Origin of the sequence: Pseudomonas sp. 22189, assembly GCF_052045635.1 — a bacterium.
GTDB lineage: Bacteria > Pseudomonadota > Gammaproteobacteria > Pseudomonadales > Pseudomonadaceae > Aquipseudomonas > Aquipseudomonas parakoreensis.
On the sequence record NZ_JBQEPG010000015.1, the window covers coordinates 46,505 to 60,820 of the forward strand.

At 60.0% G+C, this 14,316-nt stretch carries 12 protein-coding genes; 11 read left to right on the forward strand and 1 reads right to left on the reverse strand.

Features of this window, described 5'->3' with window-relative positions:
• Positions 1 to 44: 44 nt before the first annotated feature.
• The 11 genes from ACTJKS_RS17410 (at position 45) to ACTJKS_RS17460 (ending at position 12,767) form a co-directional block, all read left to right on the forward strand.
• Positions 45 to 1,337, forward strand: coding sequence for a glycosyltransferase (locus ACTJKS_RS17410; RefSeq protein ID WP_108182780.1), 1,293 nt, complete (start codon positions 45 to 47; stop codon positions 1,335 to 1,337).
• 101 nt (positions 1,338 to 1,438) lie between these two features.
• On the forward strand, positions 1,439 to 2,353 hold the full coding sequence (locus ACTJKS_RS17415; protein WP_262947887.1) for a phospholipase: 915 nt from the start codon (positions 1,439 to 1,441) through the stop codon (positions 2,351 to 2,353).
• Between the two features lie 68 nt (positions 2,354 to 2,421).
• Positions 2,422 to 3,327, forward strand: a complete 906-nt coding sequence (locus ACTJKS_RS17420; protein ID WP_041064319.1) for an AraC family transcriptional regulator — start codon at positions 2,422 to 2,424, stop codon at positions 3,325 to 3,327.
• Positions 3,328 to 3,555: 228 nt separating this feature from the next.
• On the forward strand, positions 3,556 to 4,866 hold the full coding sequence (locus ACTJKS_RS17425) for an ABC transporter substrate-binding protein (RefSeq protein WP_108182782.1): 1,311 nt from the start codon (positions 3,556 to 3,558) through the stop codon (positions 4,864 to 4,866).
• Between the two features lie 155 nt (positions 4,867 to 5,021).
• Positions 5,022 to 5,948, forward strand: coding sequence for a carbohydrate ABC transporter permease (locus ACTJKS_RS17430; RefSeq protein WP_108184398.1), 927 nt, complete (start codon positions 5,022 to 5,024; stop codon positions 5,946 to 5,948).
• A gap of 8 nt (positions 5,949 to 5,956) precedes the next feature.
• A complete protein-coding gene (locus ACTJKS_RS17435; RefSeq protein ID WP_047294621.1) occupies positions 5,957 to 6,787 on the forward strand; it encodes a carbohydrate ABC transporter permease in 831 nt (276 codons plus the stop codon).
• 118 nt (positions 6,788 to 6,905) lie between these two features.
• Entirely contained in the window at positions 6,906 to 8,009 is a 1,104-nt protein-coding gene (locus ACTJKS_RS17440; RefSeq protein ID WP_108182783.1) for an ABC transporter ATP-binding protein, read from the forward strand.
• Between the two features lie 17 nt (positions 8,010 to 8,026).
• Positions 8,027 to 9,502 carry a mannitol dehydrogenase family protein gene (locus ACTJKS_RS17445; protein WP_108182784.1) on the forward strand — a complete coding sequence of 492 codons (1,476 nt, stop codon included), beginning with the start codon at positions 8,027 to 8,029 and terminating at the stop codon, positions 9,500 to 9,502.
• 152 nt (positions 9,503 to 9,654) lie between these two features.
• Positions 9,655 to 11,151, forward strand: coding sequence for a xylulokinase (gene xylB, locus ACTJKS_RS17450; RefSeq protein ID WP_108182785.1), 1,497 nt, complete (start codon positions 9,655 to 9,657; stop codon positions 11,149 to 11,151).
• 13 nt (positions 11,152 to 11,164) lie between these two features.
• On the forward strand, positions 11,165 to 12,103 hold the full coding sequence (locus ACTJKS_RS17455; protein WP_262947888.1) for a carbohydrate kinase family protein: 939 nt from the start codon (positions 11,165 to 11,167) through the stop codon (positions 12,101 to 12,103).
• Between the two features lie 46 nt (positions 12,104 to 12,149).
• The gene (locus ACTJKS_RS17460; RefSeq protein ID WP_411157851.1) at positions 12,150 to 12,767 is read left to right on the forward strand and encodes a transglycosylase SLT domain-containing protein; all 618 of its coding nucleotides are present in this window, start codon (positions 12,150 to 12,152) and stop codon (positions 12,765 to 12,767) included.
• A gap of 112 nt (positions 12,768 to 12,879) precedes the next feature.
• Here ACTJKS_RS17460 and ACTJKS_RS17465 read toward each other — a convergent pair whose 3' ends face one another.
• Entirely contained in the window at positions 12,880 to 14,181 is a 1,302-nt protein-coding gene (locus ACTJKS_RS17465; protein ID WP_108182788.1) for an OprD family porin, read from the reverse strand.
• Positions 14,182 to 14,316: the final 135 nt, after the last annotated feature.

Here is a 14,316-nt window from a genome sequence, read left to right on the forward strand (position 1 = left end):
TTGCGCGCCATTTTTAGCCGCCTGCCTGCAAGGAACACTTGTCAATGACTGCATCTCCCGCCACGAAAGTTCTGGTCATCGGTTACGTCTGGCCCGAACCGCGCTCTTCGGCAGCCAGCGGACACGTGATGCAGATCCTCGATACATTCCTGCAGCAAGGCTGGGACATCACCTTCAGCAGCCCGGCCGGCCCGGGCGAGCACAAGGCTGACCTGACCGCGCTGGGCATCCGCGAAGTGCCGATCGAACTCAACAACAGCAGCTTCGATAGTTTCATCAGTGAACTGGCTCCGGATATCGTGCTGTTCGACCAGTTCATGATGGAAGAGCAGTTCGGCTGGCGCGTCGAAAAGCAATGCCCGAACGCCTTGCGCGTACTGGAGACATCCGACCTGCAGAGCCTGCGCCACGCCCGCCACCATCGGCTCAAGGAACGTTTGAAAGACGACCCGGACAATCAGGACTTCAGCGCACTGTTCGCGCCGGCGCTGCGCGAAGAGTTCGAGTTGATGGCCGATACGGACCTGGCCAAACGGGAAATCGCCGCGTTATATCGCTGCGATCTGAATCTGATGATTTCCGAAGTGGAAATCCAGTTGCTGGTCGAACAGTTTCAAGTCCCTGGCGACCTGCTGCACTGGTGCCCGTTGATGCTCGAACCGCCGCGCGGTTCATTCATTCCCTTTGAGGAGCGGGCGCACTTTCTGAGTATTGGCAACTTCCGTCACGCGCCCAACTGGGACGCCGTGCTGTGGATGAAGACCGCCGTCTGGCCGCTGATCCGCCAGCAATTGCCCGGCGCCCAACTGCATATCTACGGTGCCTATACGCCGCCCAAGGCCACAGCCCTGCACAATGCGGCGCAGGGGTTTCATGTGATGAACTGGGCAGAAGATGCACTGCAAGTGATGGCGCAAGCGCGGGTTTGCCTGGCGCCTTTGCGCTTTGGCGCCGGGATCAAGGGCAAGCTCGTCGATGCGATGCTCTGCGGTACGCCCAATGTCACCACGCCCATCGGTGCCGAAGGCATGTGCGGTGCGCTGTCATGGCCGGGTGAAGTGGCCCTGTCGGCCCAGGCCCTGGCCGATGCCGCGGTCGCCCTGCACGAAGACCAACAGCGCTGGACTGACGCACAGCAGGCCGGCGTCGCGTTATTGAACGCGCGCTATCGGCAGGCTGATCACGGCCCGGCGCTGATCGCTCGCCTGCAACATTGTCGCGATAACTTGTCGGCATTACGGCGCGCCAACTTTACTGGCAGCATGTTGCGTCACCACTTGCACAAAAGTACCCAATACATGGCGCAGTGGATCGAAGCCAAAAACCAGAAAAGTTGATAAGCCAACACTGCAAAAACCCAGTACCAACACTTTGCAAAGAGTGCTGACTTGTACTTTTTCCGACTGCATCAAAGAATAACTTCCGAACTGACCGAATAATGGACTGGTCGAAAAATAAAACTTTGTCTGCAACGGAATGCACCATGAACAACTACCCTTTAAAAAACTGGATGGCGTCCGCACCCGGTATCGACCAACTGACGCTGGGTGAAGTGGTCTGGCCCGGAGCCCATAACGCCGGGCTGGATTACGACTTTTCGTACCCGGCGTATGTGCAGCCGGCGAAAAACTGGTTTGTCTGCCAGGATGGCCCGTTCATTCAGCAACTTAACGAAGGCGTGCGCGCTTTCGACGTGCGTCTGCATGCCGATGAACACTGGCTGGGTATCAAGAAGTTCCATACGTTTCATGGCTTGAAACTGTTCCGGGGGCGTGCCTTGAGCGAACTTGTCAAAAGTCTCAACGTCTTCCTCAGTGATAACCCGAACGAGTTCATCGTGTTGGACATACATGAACTCACGGGCATCAATAATCAACCATTCGATTACAAGGGTTTGCACGAAGTCATCACCACGGAGCTGGGTTCGCGGCTTATTCCCAGAAACAACAGTCATCTGACCATTGAACAACTTAAAAGGATCAGTCCGGTACAGCGAGTGGTGTTGGCAAGCGACTCGCACCCCGACTTCAGGTCGCCCCTGTACTGGCCGAAAATCCGTCATGAGTGGAGCGGTTCAGATATCACCTCTGCCGAGCAACTCAAGCAACACATCACACGAACACTGGCCAATCCGCCGCCGTCCGGCAGCCTCTGGTCGTTATCGGCCACCAGCTATGGCGAACTGGCCGGCGTAAAGCGGATTACCCACGAACTCAATCAATGGTTTGGCCCGAACTCGGGCTGGGCGCCAAAGTGCAGCATTATCAATGCCGATTTCATCGGTGCCACGCGGCTCGCGGAATATTGCCAGCAGATCAACCATGCCAAAGGCCTGGTCAAGGCTCGGGGCTGAGGTGCTGGCACTGTCCGTGACGCGCGTGCATGATGAGCATCCGGACATAACAACAGAACGTATCGGACATGACTCGGGCAACCAGAATCACTGATCCCTCCTACGAGCTGATGGACGATCACAACGGGTTGTCCATCATCTACCGTCAGCATGGTTTTCCTTGCCCGTTAGTGCGTTGGCATTTTCACAAGGAATACGAACTGCACCTGATCGTCGCCAGTTCCGGCAAGGTCTTCATCGGCGACTACATCGGCAACTTTTATCCGCAAACACTGTTCCTCACCGGGCCCAATCTGCCGCACAACTGGATCAGCCAGGTGGCCGAAGACGAAGTGGTGGAAAAGCGCGACATGCTGGTGAACTTCACTGATGAGTTGTTCGACAGTGGGCACCAGGTGTTTGCCGAACTCAAGACTCTGGCGCCGCTGCTGGAGCGCGCGCAATACGGCATCGAGTTTCGCGACAAAGACACGATCCGCCAGGCCATGACGCTGATGCAGCGAATTGCCGATACGCGCGGTATCACTCGTCTGGGGCATTTTTTCATTCTGATGGAGTTGCTGGCGGCGACAGACGACTATCAGTTGCTGTCCGGCGCCACCAACACGCAACTGGCCGACGAGCACAATATCGACCGCACCAACCGCGCCGTCGATTTCATCTTCGACCATTACGCCCGGGAGCTGACGCTGGAAGAAGTCGCCGAGCATCTGGGGATGAAGCCGACCTACTTCAGTCGCGTATTCAAACAGGCCACCGGGCGCAACTTCATCGAGTTCGTCAATCGCCTGCGCATCAGCAAATCCTGCGAACTGCTGGCCGACGGCGACAAGCCAGTGACCGAGGTGTGTTTCGAGTCGGGGTTCAACAATATTTCCAACTTCAATCGGCGCTTCCAGCAACTCAAGGGCATGACGCCTTCACACTATCGACGCCTCGCGGTGCAGCGCCTGACCGAACAGAATCACGCTTGATAGCCACATCAAAAGATCGCAGCCTGCGGCAGCTCCTNATCCCTGTAGGAGCTGCCGCAGGCTGCGATCTTTTTTGCCAGTGCAAAAAAGTATCGGTTCAAGTGCGATGGATGATTTGTCAGTCCGTCGATAGAGGGCTGTAATCAGCACACATTCTTCCTGCACAGGAAGACACAAAAACAATAACTGTCCTTCTGCTTCCCAACGGACGTAGAAAAGGAGTGCACGATGCAACCCACTGCAAAAGCTCTGCTTGCCCTCACTTGCATGACCCTCAGCAGCGTCAGCCTTGGCGCCCAGACCCTGACCATCGCCACCGTCAACAACAGCGACATGATCCGCATGCAAAAACTCTCGAAAACCTTCGAGGCCGAGCATCCGGAGATCAAGCTCAATTGGGTGGTGCTGGAAGAAAACGTGTTGCGCCAACGCCTGACCACCGACATCGCCACCCAGGGCGGGCAGTTCGATGTGTTGACCATTGGCATGTACGAAGCCGCACTCTGGGGCGCCAAAGGCTGGCTGGAACCGATGAAGGACCTGCCGGCCAGTTACGCCCTCGACGACGTGCTCCCGTCTGTGCGCGAAGGACTCTCGGTCAAGGGCTCGCTGTACGCTTTGCCGTTCTACGCCGAAAGCTCGATCACCTATTACCGCACCGACCTGTTCAAGGACGCCGGCCTGACCATGCCCGAGCGTCCGACCTGGGAACAGATCGCCGGTTTCGCCGAAAAACTCACCAACAAGGACAAAGAGCAGTACGGCATCTGCCTGCGCGGCAAGGCCGGCTGGGGCGAGAACATGGCGCTGATCACCACTGTCGCCAACGCTTACGGCGCGCGCTGGTTCGATGAGAAATGGCAGCCGGAATTCAATGGCCCGGAGTGGAAAAACGCGCTGAACTTCTACGTCGACACCATGAAGAAATCCGGCCCGCCGGGCGCTTCCAGCAACGGTTTCAACGAGAACCTCGCGCTGTTCAACAGTGGCAAGTGCGCGATGTGGGTGGATGCGTCTGTCGCCGGTTCGTTCGTCACCGACAAGACCCAGAGCAAGGTCGCCGATCACGTCGGCTTCACCTTCGCCCCGCATCAGGTCACCGACAAGGGCTCGGCATGGTTGTACTCGTGGGCACTGGCGATTCCGACCAGCTCCAAGGCCAAGGACGCCGCCAAGGCCTTCAGTGCCTGGGCGACCTCCAAGGAATACGGCGAGTTGGTCGCCAAGACTGACGGCATCGCCAACGTGCCGCCGGGCACCCGCGCCTCGACCTACAGCGATGCTTACATGAGCGCGGCGCCGTTCGCCAAGGTCACGCTGGAATCGTTGAAAGCGGCAGATCCGAGCAAACCGACGCTGAAACCGGTGCCGTACATCGGCATTCAGCTGGTGACCATTCCTGAATTCCAGGGCGTGGGCACCCAGGTCGGCAAGCTGTTCTCGGCGGCGCTGATCGGCCAGACCACGGTGGATCAAGCCCTGGCCGCCGCACAGCAAACCACCGAACGCGAGATGAAGCGCGCGGGTTATCCCAAGTAACCACTGAACGACTTGCTCCTGCCTCCTGTGGGAGCGAGCCTGCTCGCGAAGGCGTCGTGCCAGCCAATACACATGGCACTGATCCCACGCTTTCGCGAGCAGGCTCGCTCCCACATGGGATCTCCATAGGTCTGTATGACTCGGTTGTGATCACCATGAATACTTCAACTGCCAAAGCCCACCTCGACCTGTCGCAACCCCAGCGCAAAGTCCGCGTACGCAATCCCGGCTGGTTTCTGGTCAGCCCTTCGGTGGCCCTGTTGCTGCTGTGGATGATCGTGCCGTTGGGCATGACCCTCTACTTCTCGATGATTCGTTACAACCTGCTCGATCCGGGGGTGAACGAGTTCGTCGGGCTGGAGAACTTCAGCTATTTCCTCACCGACTCAGGCTTTTTGCCCGGCGCCACCAACACTCTGTTGCTGGTGGGCAGCGTGCTGCTGATCAGCGTGGTGTTCGGCGTGTTGATCAGCGCTTTGCTGGAGGCCAGCGAGTTTCTCGGTCGCGGCATCGTGCGAGTCATGCTGATCTCGCCGTTCTTCATCATGCCCACGGTCGGTGCGCTGATCTGGAAGAACCTGATTTTCCATCCGGTCTCGGGGATTCTCGCCTACGTCTGGCGGCTGTTCGGCGCCGAGCCGGTGGACTGGCTGGCGCACTACCCGCTGCTGTCAATCATCATCATTGTCTCGTGGCAATGGCTGCCCTTCGCGATCCTGATCCTGATGACCGCCATGCAATCTCTCGACCAGGAACAGAAGGAAGCCGCGCGTCTCGATGGCGCCGGTCCCGTCGCGATCTTCTGGCACCTGACCCTGCCGCACCTGGCGCGGCCGATTGCCGTGGTGGTGATGATCGAAACGATCTTCCTGCTGTCGGTGTTCGCCGAGATTTTCACCACCACCAACGGCGGCCCCGGCTACGCCTCGACCAACCTCGCCTACCTGATCTACAACCAGGCGCTGGTGCAGTTCGACGTCGGCATGGCCTCGGCCGGCGGCTTGATTGCCGTGGTCATCGCCAACATCGCCGCGATCATTCTGGTGCGGATGATCGGCAAAAACCTGACTGACAAAGCCTGAGGCCCGCCATGACTCTTCAACAATCCCGCCGGCTGCAAAGCCTGCTGCTCGGCACCCTGGCCTGGGCCATCGCGATCGTGATTTTCTTCCCGATCTTCTGGATGGTGATGACCAGTTTCAAGACCGAAATCGACGCCTTCGCCACGCCGCCGCAGTTCATCTTCACGCCGACGCTGGAGAACTATCTGCACATCAACGAACGCAGCGACTACTTCAGTTTTGCCTGGAACTCGGTGGTGATCTCGTTCAGTGCCACGGCGCTGTGCCTGCTGATCGCGGTGCCGGCTGCCTATTCGATGGCGTTCTACGAAACCCAGCGCACCAAGGGCACGCTGCTGTGGATGCTCTCGACCAAGATGCTGCCGCCGGTGGGTGTGCTGATGCCGATCTACCTGCTGGCCAAGAGTTTCGGCCTGCTTGATACGCGCATCGCGCTGATCGTGATCTACACGCTGATCAACCTGCCGATCGTGGTCTGGATGGTTTACACCTACTTCAAGGACATCCCCAAAGACATCCTCGAAGCCGCCCGCCTCGACGGCGCCACCCTCGCCCAGGAGATGCTCCGCGTGCTGCTGCCGATCGCCAAGGGCGGCCTCGCGTCCACCGTGCTGCTGTCGCTGATCCTGTGCTGGAACGAGGCGTTCTGGTCGCTGAACCTGACCTCGTCGAAAGCCGCGCCACTGACCGCGTTGATCGCCTCGTACTCCAGCCCCGAAGGCTTGTTCTGGGCCAAGTTGTCAGCGGTCTCGACCCTGGCCTGTGCGCCGATCCTGATCTTTGGCTGGATCAGCCAGAAACAACTGGTGCGCGGCCTCTCATTCGGTGCCGTGAAATGAAGATTTAAAAGCAAAAGATCGCAGCCTGCGGCAGCTCCTACAGGGGCACTNTGTAGGAGCTGCCGCAGGCTGCGATCTTTTGATCTTAAAAAAAACAACAATGCGGAGGCCCATCACCATGGCCAACCTGAAAATCAAGAATCTGCAAAAAGGCTTCGAAGGTTTCTCCATCATCAAGGGCATCGACCTTGAGGTGAACGACAAGGAATTCGTGGTCTTCGTCGGCCCGTCCGGCTGCGGCAAATCCACCCTGCTGCGGCTGATCGCCGGGCTGGAAGAAGTCAGCGGCGGCACCATCGAACTCGATGGCCGCGACATCACCGAAGTCAGTCCGGCCAAGCGCGATCTGGCGATGGTGTTCCAGACCTACGCGCTGTACCCGCACATGACCGTGAAAAAGAACATGTCGTTCGCCCTTGATCTGGCCGGCGTGCCAAAAGCCGAAGTCGAGAAAAAGGTCGGCGAAGCGGCGCGCATTCTCGAACTCGGGCCGATGCTCGAGCGCAAGCCGAAACAGCTCTCCGGCGGGCAACGGCAACGGGTCGCCATCGGCCGCGCCATCGTGCGCAATCCGAAAATCTTCCTGTTCGACGAGCCGCTGTCCAACCTCGACGCCGCCCTGCGCGTGCAAATGCGTCTGGAACTGCTGCGCCTGCACAAGGACCTGCAAGCCACGATGATCTACGTGACCCACGACCAGGTCGAAGCCATGACCATGGCTGACAAGGTGGTGGTGCTCAATGGCGGCAAGATCGAGCAGGTCGGCTCGCCGCTGGACCTCTATCACAACCCGGCCAACCTGTTCGTCGCCGGGTTCCTCGGCACGCCGAAAATGGGCTTCCTCAAGGGCAAGATCGCCCGCATTGACAGCCAGAGCTGCGAAGTCTCGCTGGACGCCGGTACACGCATCACCCTGCCGTTCAATGCCGCCAATCTAAGCGTCGGCAGCGCGGTGACCCTGGGCATTCGCCCGGAGCATCTGGAGCTGGCGCAACCGGGCGACTGCACCCTGCAAGTCACCGCCGACGTCAGCGAACGCCTGGGCAGCGACACCTTCTGCCACGTCACCAGCAACGCCGGCGAAGCCCTGACCATGCGTGTGCGCGGTGACTTGGCGAGCCGCTACGGCGAGCAACTGAACCTGCACCTGGACGCCAGCCATTGCCACCTGTTCGACGCCAATGGCGTGGCGCTGACCCGCCCGCTGCGCGCCGCGGCCTGAATTTCGAGACTTGTCCGATGAAACTCAATAAGCAAAATCTGCAGCGCCTCGCCCCCGAGGTGCAACTGCCGGCCTACAGCCTCAGCGACACCCGCCAGGGCATCGCGCACATTGGCGTCGGCGGCTTCCATCGCGCGCATCAGGCGTATTACACCGATGCACTGATGAATACCGGTCAGGCGCTGGACTGGGCAATCTGCGGCGTTGGCCTGCGCACTGAAGACCGCCGTGCCCGCGACGATCTCAAAGAACAGGATTACCTGTTCACCCTGTTCGAACTCGGCGACAGCGACGACACCGAAGTGCGGGTGATCGGTGCGATTCGCGACATGCTCCTGGCCGAGGACGGCGCGCAGGCGCTGATCGACAAACTCGCCGATCCGCAGATCCGCATCGTCTCGCTGACCATCACCGAGGGCGGTTATTGCATCGACGACAGCAACGGCGAGTTCATGGCGCACCTGCCACAGATCCAGCACGATCTGGCAAACCCGGACGCGCCGACCACGGTGTTCGGCTTCCTCTGCGCAGCGCTGCTAAAGCGCCGTAACGCGGGCACACCGGCGTTCACCCTCATGTCCTGCGATAACCTGCCGCATAACGGCGCGGTGACCCGCAAAGCGCTACTCGCTTTTGCCACCCTGCGTGACAAAGGGCTGCGCGACTGGATCGAGCAGAACGTGAGTTTCCCCAACGCCATGGTCGATCGCATCACACCGATGACCAGCACCGCGCACCGCCTGCAACTGGCCGACAAACACGGCGTCGACGATGCCTGGCCAGTGGTCTGCGAGCCGTTCGTGCAATGGGTGCTGGAAGACAAATTCGTCAACGGTCGCCCGGCCTGGGAACAGGTCGGCGTGCAGTTCACCGATGACGTTTCGCCCTACGAAGAGATGAAGATCAAGCTGCTCAACGGCAGCCACCTGGCCCTGACTTACCTGGGTTTTTTGAAGGGCTATCGCTTCGTCCACGAGACCATGAACGACCCGCTGTTCGTACGCTACATGCGCGCCTACATGGACCTTGACGTCACCCCGCAACTGGCGCCGGTGCCGGGCATCGACCTGACCGACTACAAAGACACATTGGTGGCGCGGTTCTCCAATCAGGCGATTGCCGATCAACTGGAACGGGTGTGTTCGGACGGTTCATCGAAGTTTCCCAAGTTCACCATTCCGACGATCAATCGCTTGATTGCCGATGGCCAGGAAACCAGGCGCGCAGCGTTGGTGGTGGCTGCCTGGGCGTTGTATCTGCAGGGCGTGGATGAAAATGGCGACACCTATACGATTCCGGATCCACGGGCGGAATTTTGTCAGGGGCTGGTAGCGGATGATGCGTTGATCACTCAGCGCTTGTTGGCGGTCGAGGAGATTTTCGGCACGGCGATTCCACGTTCGGCGGCATTTGTGGCAGCGTTTGAGTGGTGCTGCAACAGCTTGCGTGAGGTGGGTGTGACGCGCACGTTGGAGCGGGTGCTGGCTGAGTGATGCGGTGAAACCACCGGCGCCATCGCTGGCAAGCCAGCTCCCACAGGATTTTCAATCGTTGATGAATTTTGCGTACACCCTAGAACCTGTGGGAGCTGGCTTGCCAGCGATTGGCTTCACCTTGACTCACCTGACACCCTGAGGGCCTCACTGTGACCACCCGACAACTCTTCCTCGGCATCGACTGCGGCACCCAGGGCACCAAGGCGATCATCCTCGATGCGGCCAGCGGTCAAGTGCTCGGCGAAGGCGCCGCCACGCACACGATGATCAGCGGCGCCAACGGCCGCCGCGAGCAAGACACCCAACAGTGGCTCGACGCCTTCGCCCTCGCCTCCCGCCGCGCCCTGCTCGCAGCCAATGTCGACGGGCAGGCGATCCTCGGCATCGGTGTCTCCGGCCAGCAACACGGCTTGGTGCTGCTCGACGATCAGGGCCAAGTGCTGCGCCCGGCCAAACTGTGGTGCGACACCGAAACCACGGATGAAAACGATCGTCTGCTCCAACACCTCGGCGGTGCACAAGGCGCGCTGGAGCGCCTCGGCGTGGTCATCGCACCGGGCTATACCGTGTCGAAACTGCTGTGGACCAAGGAACAGCACCCGGAGGTGTTCTCGCGTATTGCGCGGATCCTGCTGCCCCACGATTACCTGAATTTCTGGCTCACCGGGCGCGCCTGCAGCGAGTACGGCGACGCTTCCGGCACCGGTTATTTCAACGTGCGCAGCCGCCAGTGGGACTTGCAGTTGCTGCGTGATATTGACCCCACCGGTCGCCTGCAAGCGGCATTGCCGGAGCTGATCGACGCGCATCAGGCGGTGGGCACACTGCTGCCAGCGATTGCCGAACAGTTGGGCCTCAACCCGAACGCAGTGGTCGCCAGCGGCGGTGGCGACAACATGATGGGCGCCATCGGTACCGGCAACATTCAACCCGGGGCGATCACCATGAGCCTCGGTTCCTCCGGCACGGTGTACGCCTACGCCGAGGCGCCGCAGGTCAGCGCGGATGCTTCGGTTGCCACATTCTGCTCGTCCAGCGGCGGCTGGCTGCCGCTGATCTGCACCATGAACCTGACCAACGCCACCGGCGCAATACGCGAGCTGTTCGACCTCGACCTGGAGCAGTTCAATCAGCTCGTGGCCCAGGCGCCCATCGGCGCGGAAGGCGTGAGCATGCTGCCGTTCCTCAACGGCGAACGCGTCCCCGCCCTGCCCCATGCCACCGGCAGCCTGCACGGCTTGACCCTGAACAACCTGACTCAGGCCAACCTGTGTCGCGCCGTGGTCGAGGGCACCACCTTCGGTTTGCGTTATGGACTGGATCTGTTGCGCCACAATGGTTTACAAAGCCGCAGCATTTGCCTGATCGGCGGCGGCTCGAAAAGTGCGGTGTGGCGGCAGATCGTCGCCGACATCATGAACACCCCGGTGATCTGTACCGAACACAGCGAAGCCGCAGCCCTCGGCGCGGCGATTCAGGCAGCGTGGTGCAAGTCATGGTCGAACGGCCACGAAGACACTTTGGCCGACCTGTGCCAGCGCTGCGTGAAGCTCGATCTGCACAGTGAAACCCTGCCGGTTGCCGCCCATGTCGCGGCGTTCCAGCAGGCCTATGAACGCTATCAACAGCATGTCGCAACCCTATAAAGAGCAAACAATCATGTATTTGGTGTGTGGCGAAGCCCTGTTCGATTTTTTCAGCGAAGACGATGCCAGCGGTCTGGCTTCGAAGGTCAATTTCAAGGCGATTGCCGGCGGCTCGCCGTTCAACGTCGCGGTCGGCTTGCGCCGTTTGGGTGTGGATTCGGCGTTGTTTGCCGGGCTGTCCACCGACTATCTCGGTCGACGTTTGCAGCAAGTGCTGCGGGATGAAGGCGTGCGGGCGGACTACTTGGTCGACTTCGCCGCGCCAACCACGCTGGCGATGGTCGCGGTCGGCGCCAATGGCTCGCCGCATTACAGCTTTCGCGGTGAGGGCTGCGCTGATCGCCAGTTGAGCCTCGCCCATCTGCCGCAACTCGGAGATGACGTGCGTGGCCTGCACATCGGCTCGTTCTCGCTGGTGGTGCAACCGATTGCCGACACTTTGCTGACGCTGGTGCAGCGTGAAAGCGGCAAGCGGTTGATCACCCTCGACCCCAACGTGCGCCTCAACCCGGAACCGAACATCGACCTCTGGCGCGAGCGCGTGGCGACCCTGGTGCAACTGGCCGACATGATCAAGGTCAGCGACGAAGACCTGAGCCTGTTGTATCCCGAACAGGACCCACAACGCGTGATCGAAGGCTGGCTGCAGCATCGCTGCCAGTTGGTGTTCCTGACCCGTGGCGGCGAAGGCGCAACGGTGTTCAGCCGCGCCCATGGCTCGTGGTCAGTACCAGCATGCTCGGTGCAAATCGCCGATACCGTCGGCGCCGGCGATACCTTTCAAGCGGCGCTGATCACCTGGCTGACCGAACAAGGTCTGGACTCGGTTGAGGGCGTGCAACAGCTCAGCCGCGAACAGATCGACGCCATGCTCAGGTTTGCCGTACAGGCGGCCGCCCTGACGTGCAGCAAGACCGGTCCGGATTTGCCCTATCGTCACCAGTTGAGCTGAGCGCGTAGACTGTCGGCCTTTTTGCGCGCATGGGGATGACGGTTTGATGTCGGGGCGGACGGCGGGACTTTTGATACTGGCGGGATTACTCAGCGGCTGCGGCACCTCGCCGCCGCGTTCGCCGGAAGACATCTGCGAAATCTTCCGCGAAAAAAGCGACTGGTACGACGCCGCGCAAGTCACGCAAAAGCGCTGGGGCGTGCCGATCCAGGTGCCCTTCGCGATCATGTATCAGGAGTCCGGCTACCGCTACGACGCCAAGACGCCGCGCAAATACCTGTTGTGGGTGATTCCGTGGGGCCGGGTGTCGACGGCCGCCGGCTATGCCCAGGCCAAGGATGAAGTCTGGGCCGATTACCAGAAGAGTACCGGGCGCAATTGGGCTGACCGAGAAGACTTCGACGACGCCATCGACTTCGTCGGCTGGTACATGGACAAGACCACCTCGATCAACGGCGTGTACAAATACGACGCCTATAACCAGTACCTGAACTACCACGAAGGCTGGGGCGGCTTCCGCAACAAGACCTACGCCAGCAAAGCCTGGTTGATGCCGACTGCGCGCAAGGTGCAGGCACGTTCCGATGTGTATGCGCGGCAGTATGCCGGGTGCAAAGAGGATCTGAATCGCGGCTTCTGGAGCCGGTTCTGGCATTGTTTGTAGGCCGCCGCAGTCCCCCTGTAGGAGCTGCCGAAGGCTGCGATCTTTTGATTTTGTTATTCACAATCAAGATCAAAAGATCGCAGCCTGCGGCAGCGCCTACAGGGGGTGGGGTTTACAGGACGGAGAAGTTGTAACTCACAATCAACCGAGTCTCATCCACATCCCGCGCAAATTTCTCATAATTGGTGCGGTAAGTCGCATTGCGCAGGCGCAGGCTGACATCCTTGAACGTGCCCGTCTGGATCACGTACTTCAACTCGCTGTCGCGCTCCCACTCTTTGCCTTCCTGATCGCTGCCCGGGACTTTGATGTGGTCACCGTTCACATAACGGGTCAGGAAACTCAGGCCGTTGATGCCGATGGCCTTGAAGTCATAGTCGTAACGCAACTGCCAGGAGCGCTCCTGCGCCGCCGCGAAGTCGTTGACCTGCACGTAGTTGACCAGATACGGATTGCTGCCATCGAGGTACGGCATCGAGTTGTCGCCGTTCATGCGCTGCCAACCGGCGCTGAAGGTGTGGCCGCTGATGCCGTACGAGAGCATGCCGCTCAACGCGCGGTTGTCGATGGAGCCGGCCTTGGCATCACCGCTGTCGGCGCTTTTCAGCAAACGCACATCGGCCTTCAGCACACCGTCACCCAGCGGCTGGTTAGCCAACATCCCCACAAAGTGCTGGCGATAGATGTCTTCCAGTTCCGCGTAGTGATACTGCGCGGTCAGGCGATCATTGATCTTGTAGTCGATGCCGTACATGTCGAAATGGTCGGCGGTGGTGTTGCAGGCGTAGCGCTTGTTCTTGCAGTGCACGCGGATGTCTTGCGAATCAGTGGAATCCCGTGCGGTGTACTTGTCCAGACGCGCGGCCATGAAGGTCAGATCCTTCACTTCTCTGGAGGTCAGCATCGCACCGTTGAACATCGTGGGCAGCAGGCGGCCGTCGTTGTACTTGAGCAGTGGCAGATCCGGCAGCAGCGCGCCGTACTTCAACACCGTGTCCGAGACCTTGACCTTGGCGGTCAGGCCCATCTTCGCGTACTGCCCCTTCGAGCCGCGCGGGTTCTCGCCGCTGGATGGCAGCAAGCCGCTGTTGCTGCGATCAGGGCTGGAGTCGAGCTGAAACCCGAGCATGCCCAGCGCATCGATACCGAAGCCGACCGTGCCCTCGGTGTAACCCGATTGCAGATTGAGAATAAAGCCTTGCGCCGACTCTTCCCGCTTGGAAGCGCCCTGGTCGCTGGAGGTGTGCCCATCACGGAAATCGCGGTTGAAGTACACCGTGCGCGATTCGATTTTCGCCGTGGTGTCTTCAAGAAAACCGCTGGCCTGAACCTGCGCGGCAAAACCGGCGCACAGCACAGCGGCTCCGAAGCCAAACGACTGGCGCGGGGTGATGAGAGGGAATGGGGGACGCATGAAAAACTCCAACAGTACAGCGTTTGCGCCGGGGCGCAGTCAGCCAGAAAAATAGCTCCCGTCCCGGGTCAAAAACAGCCGGGAAGAAGTGGACACGCAGGGGTGAGTTGCAATGATGGCAGATGGCTTTTACGG

What these genes read in the sequence shown, in the direction of transcription:
- ACTJKS_RS17460 (WP_411157851.1), top strand. Translation starts at nt 12,150, where the DNA reads ATGTCGGGGCGGACGGCGGGACTTTTGATACTGGCGGGATTACTCAGC.
- ACTJKS_RS17445 (WP_108182784.1), top strand. Translation starts at nt 8,027, where the DNA reads ATGAAACTCAATAAGCAAAATCTGCAGCGCCTCGCCCCCGAGGTGCAA.
- ACTJKS_RS17430 (WP_108184398.1), top strand. Translation starts at nt 5,022, where the DNA reads ATGAATACTTCAACTGCCAAAGCCCACCTCGACCTGTCGCAACCCCAG.
- ACTJKS_RS17410 (WP_108182780.1), top strand. Translation starts at nt 45, where the DNA reads ATGACTGCATCTCCCGCCACGAAAGTTCTGGTCATCGGTTACGTCTGG.
- ACTJKS_RS17455 (WP_262947888.1), top strand. Translation starts at nt 11,165, where the DNA reads ATGTATTTGGTGTGTGGCGAAGCCCTGTTCGATTTTTTCAGCGAAGAC.
- ACTJKS_RS17420 (WP_041064319.1), top strand. Translation starts at nt 2,422, where the DNA reads ATGACTCGGGCAACCAGAATCACTGATCCCTCCTACGAGCTGATGGAC.
- ACTJKS_RS17440 (WP_108182783.1), top strand. Translation starts at nt 6,906, where the DNA reads ATGGCCAACCTGAAAATCAAGAATCTGCAAAAAGGCTTCGAAGGTTTC.
- ACTJKS_RS17415 (WP_262947887.1), top strand. Translation starts at nt 1,439, where the DNA reads ATGGACTGGTCGAAAAATAAAACTTTGTCTGCAACGGAATGCACCATG.
- ACTJKS_RS17465 (WP_108182788.1), bottom strand. Translation starts at nt 14,181, where the DNA reads ATGCGTCCCCCATTCCCTCTCATCACCCCGCGCCAGTCGTTTGGCTTC.
- ACTJKS_RS17435 (WP_047294621.1), top strand. Translation starts at nt 5,957, where the DNA reads ATGACTCTTCAACAATCCCGCCGGCTGCAAAGCCTGCTGCTCGGCACC.
- ACTJKS_RS17425 (WP_108182782.1), top strand. Translation starts at nt 3,556, where the DNA reads ATGCAACCCACTGCAAAAGCTCTGCTTGCCCTCACTTGCATGACCCTC.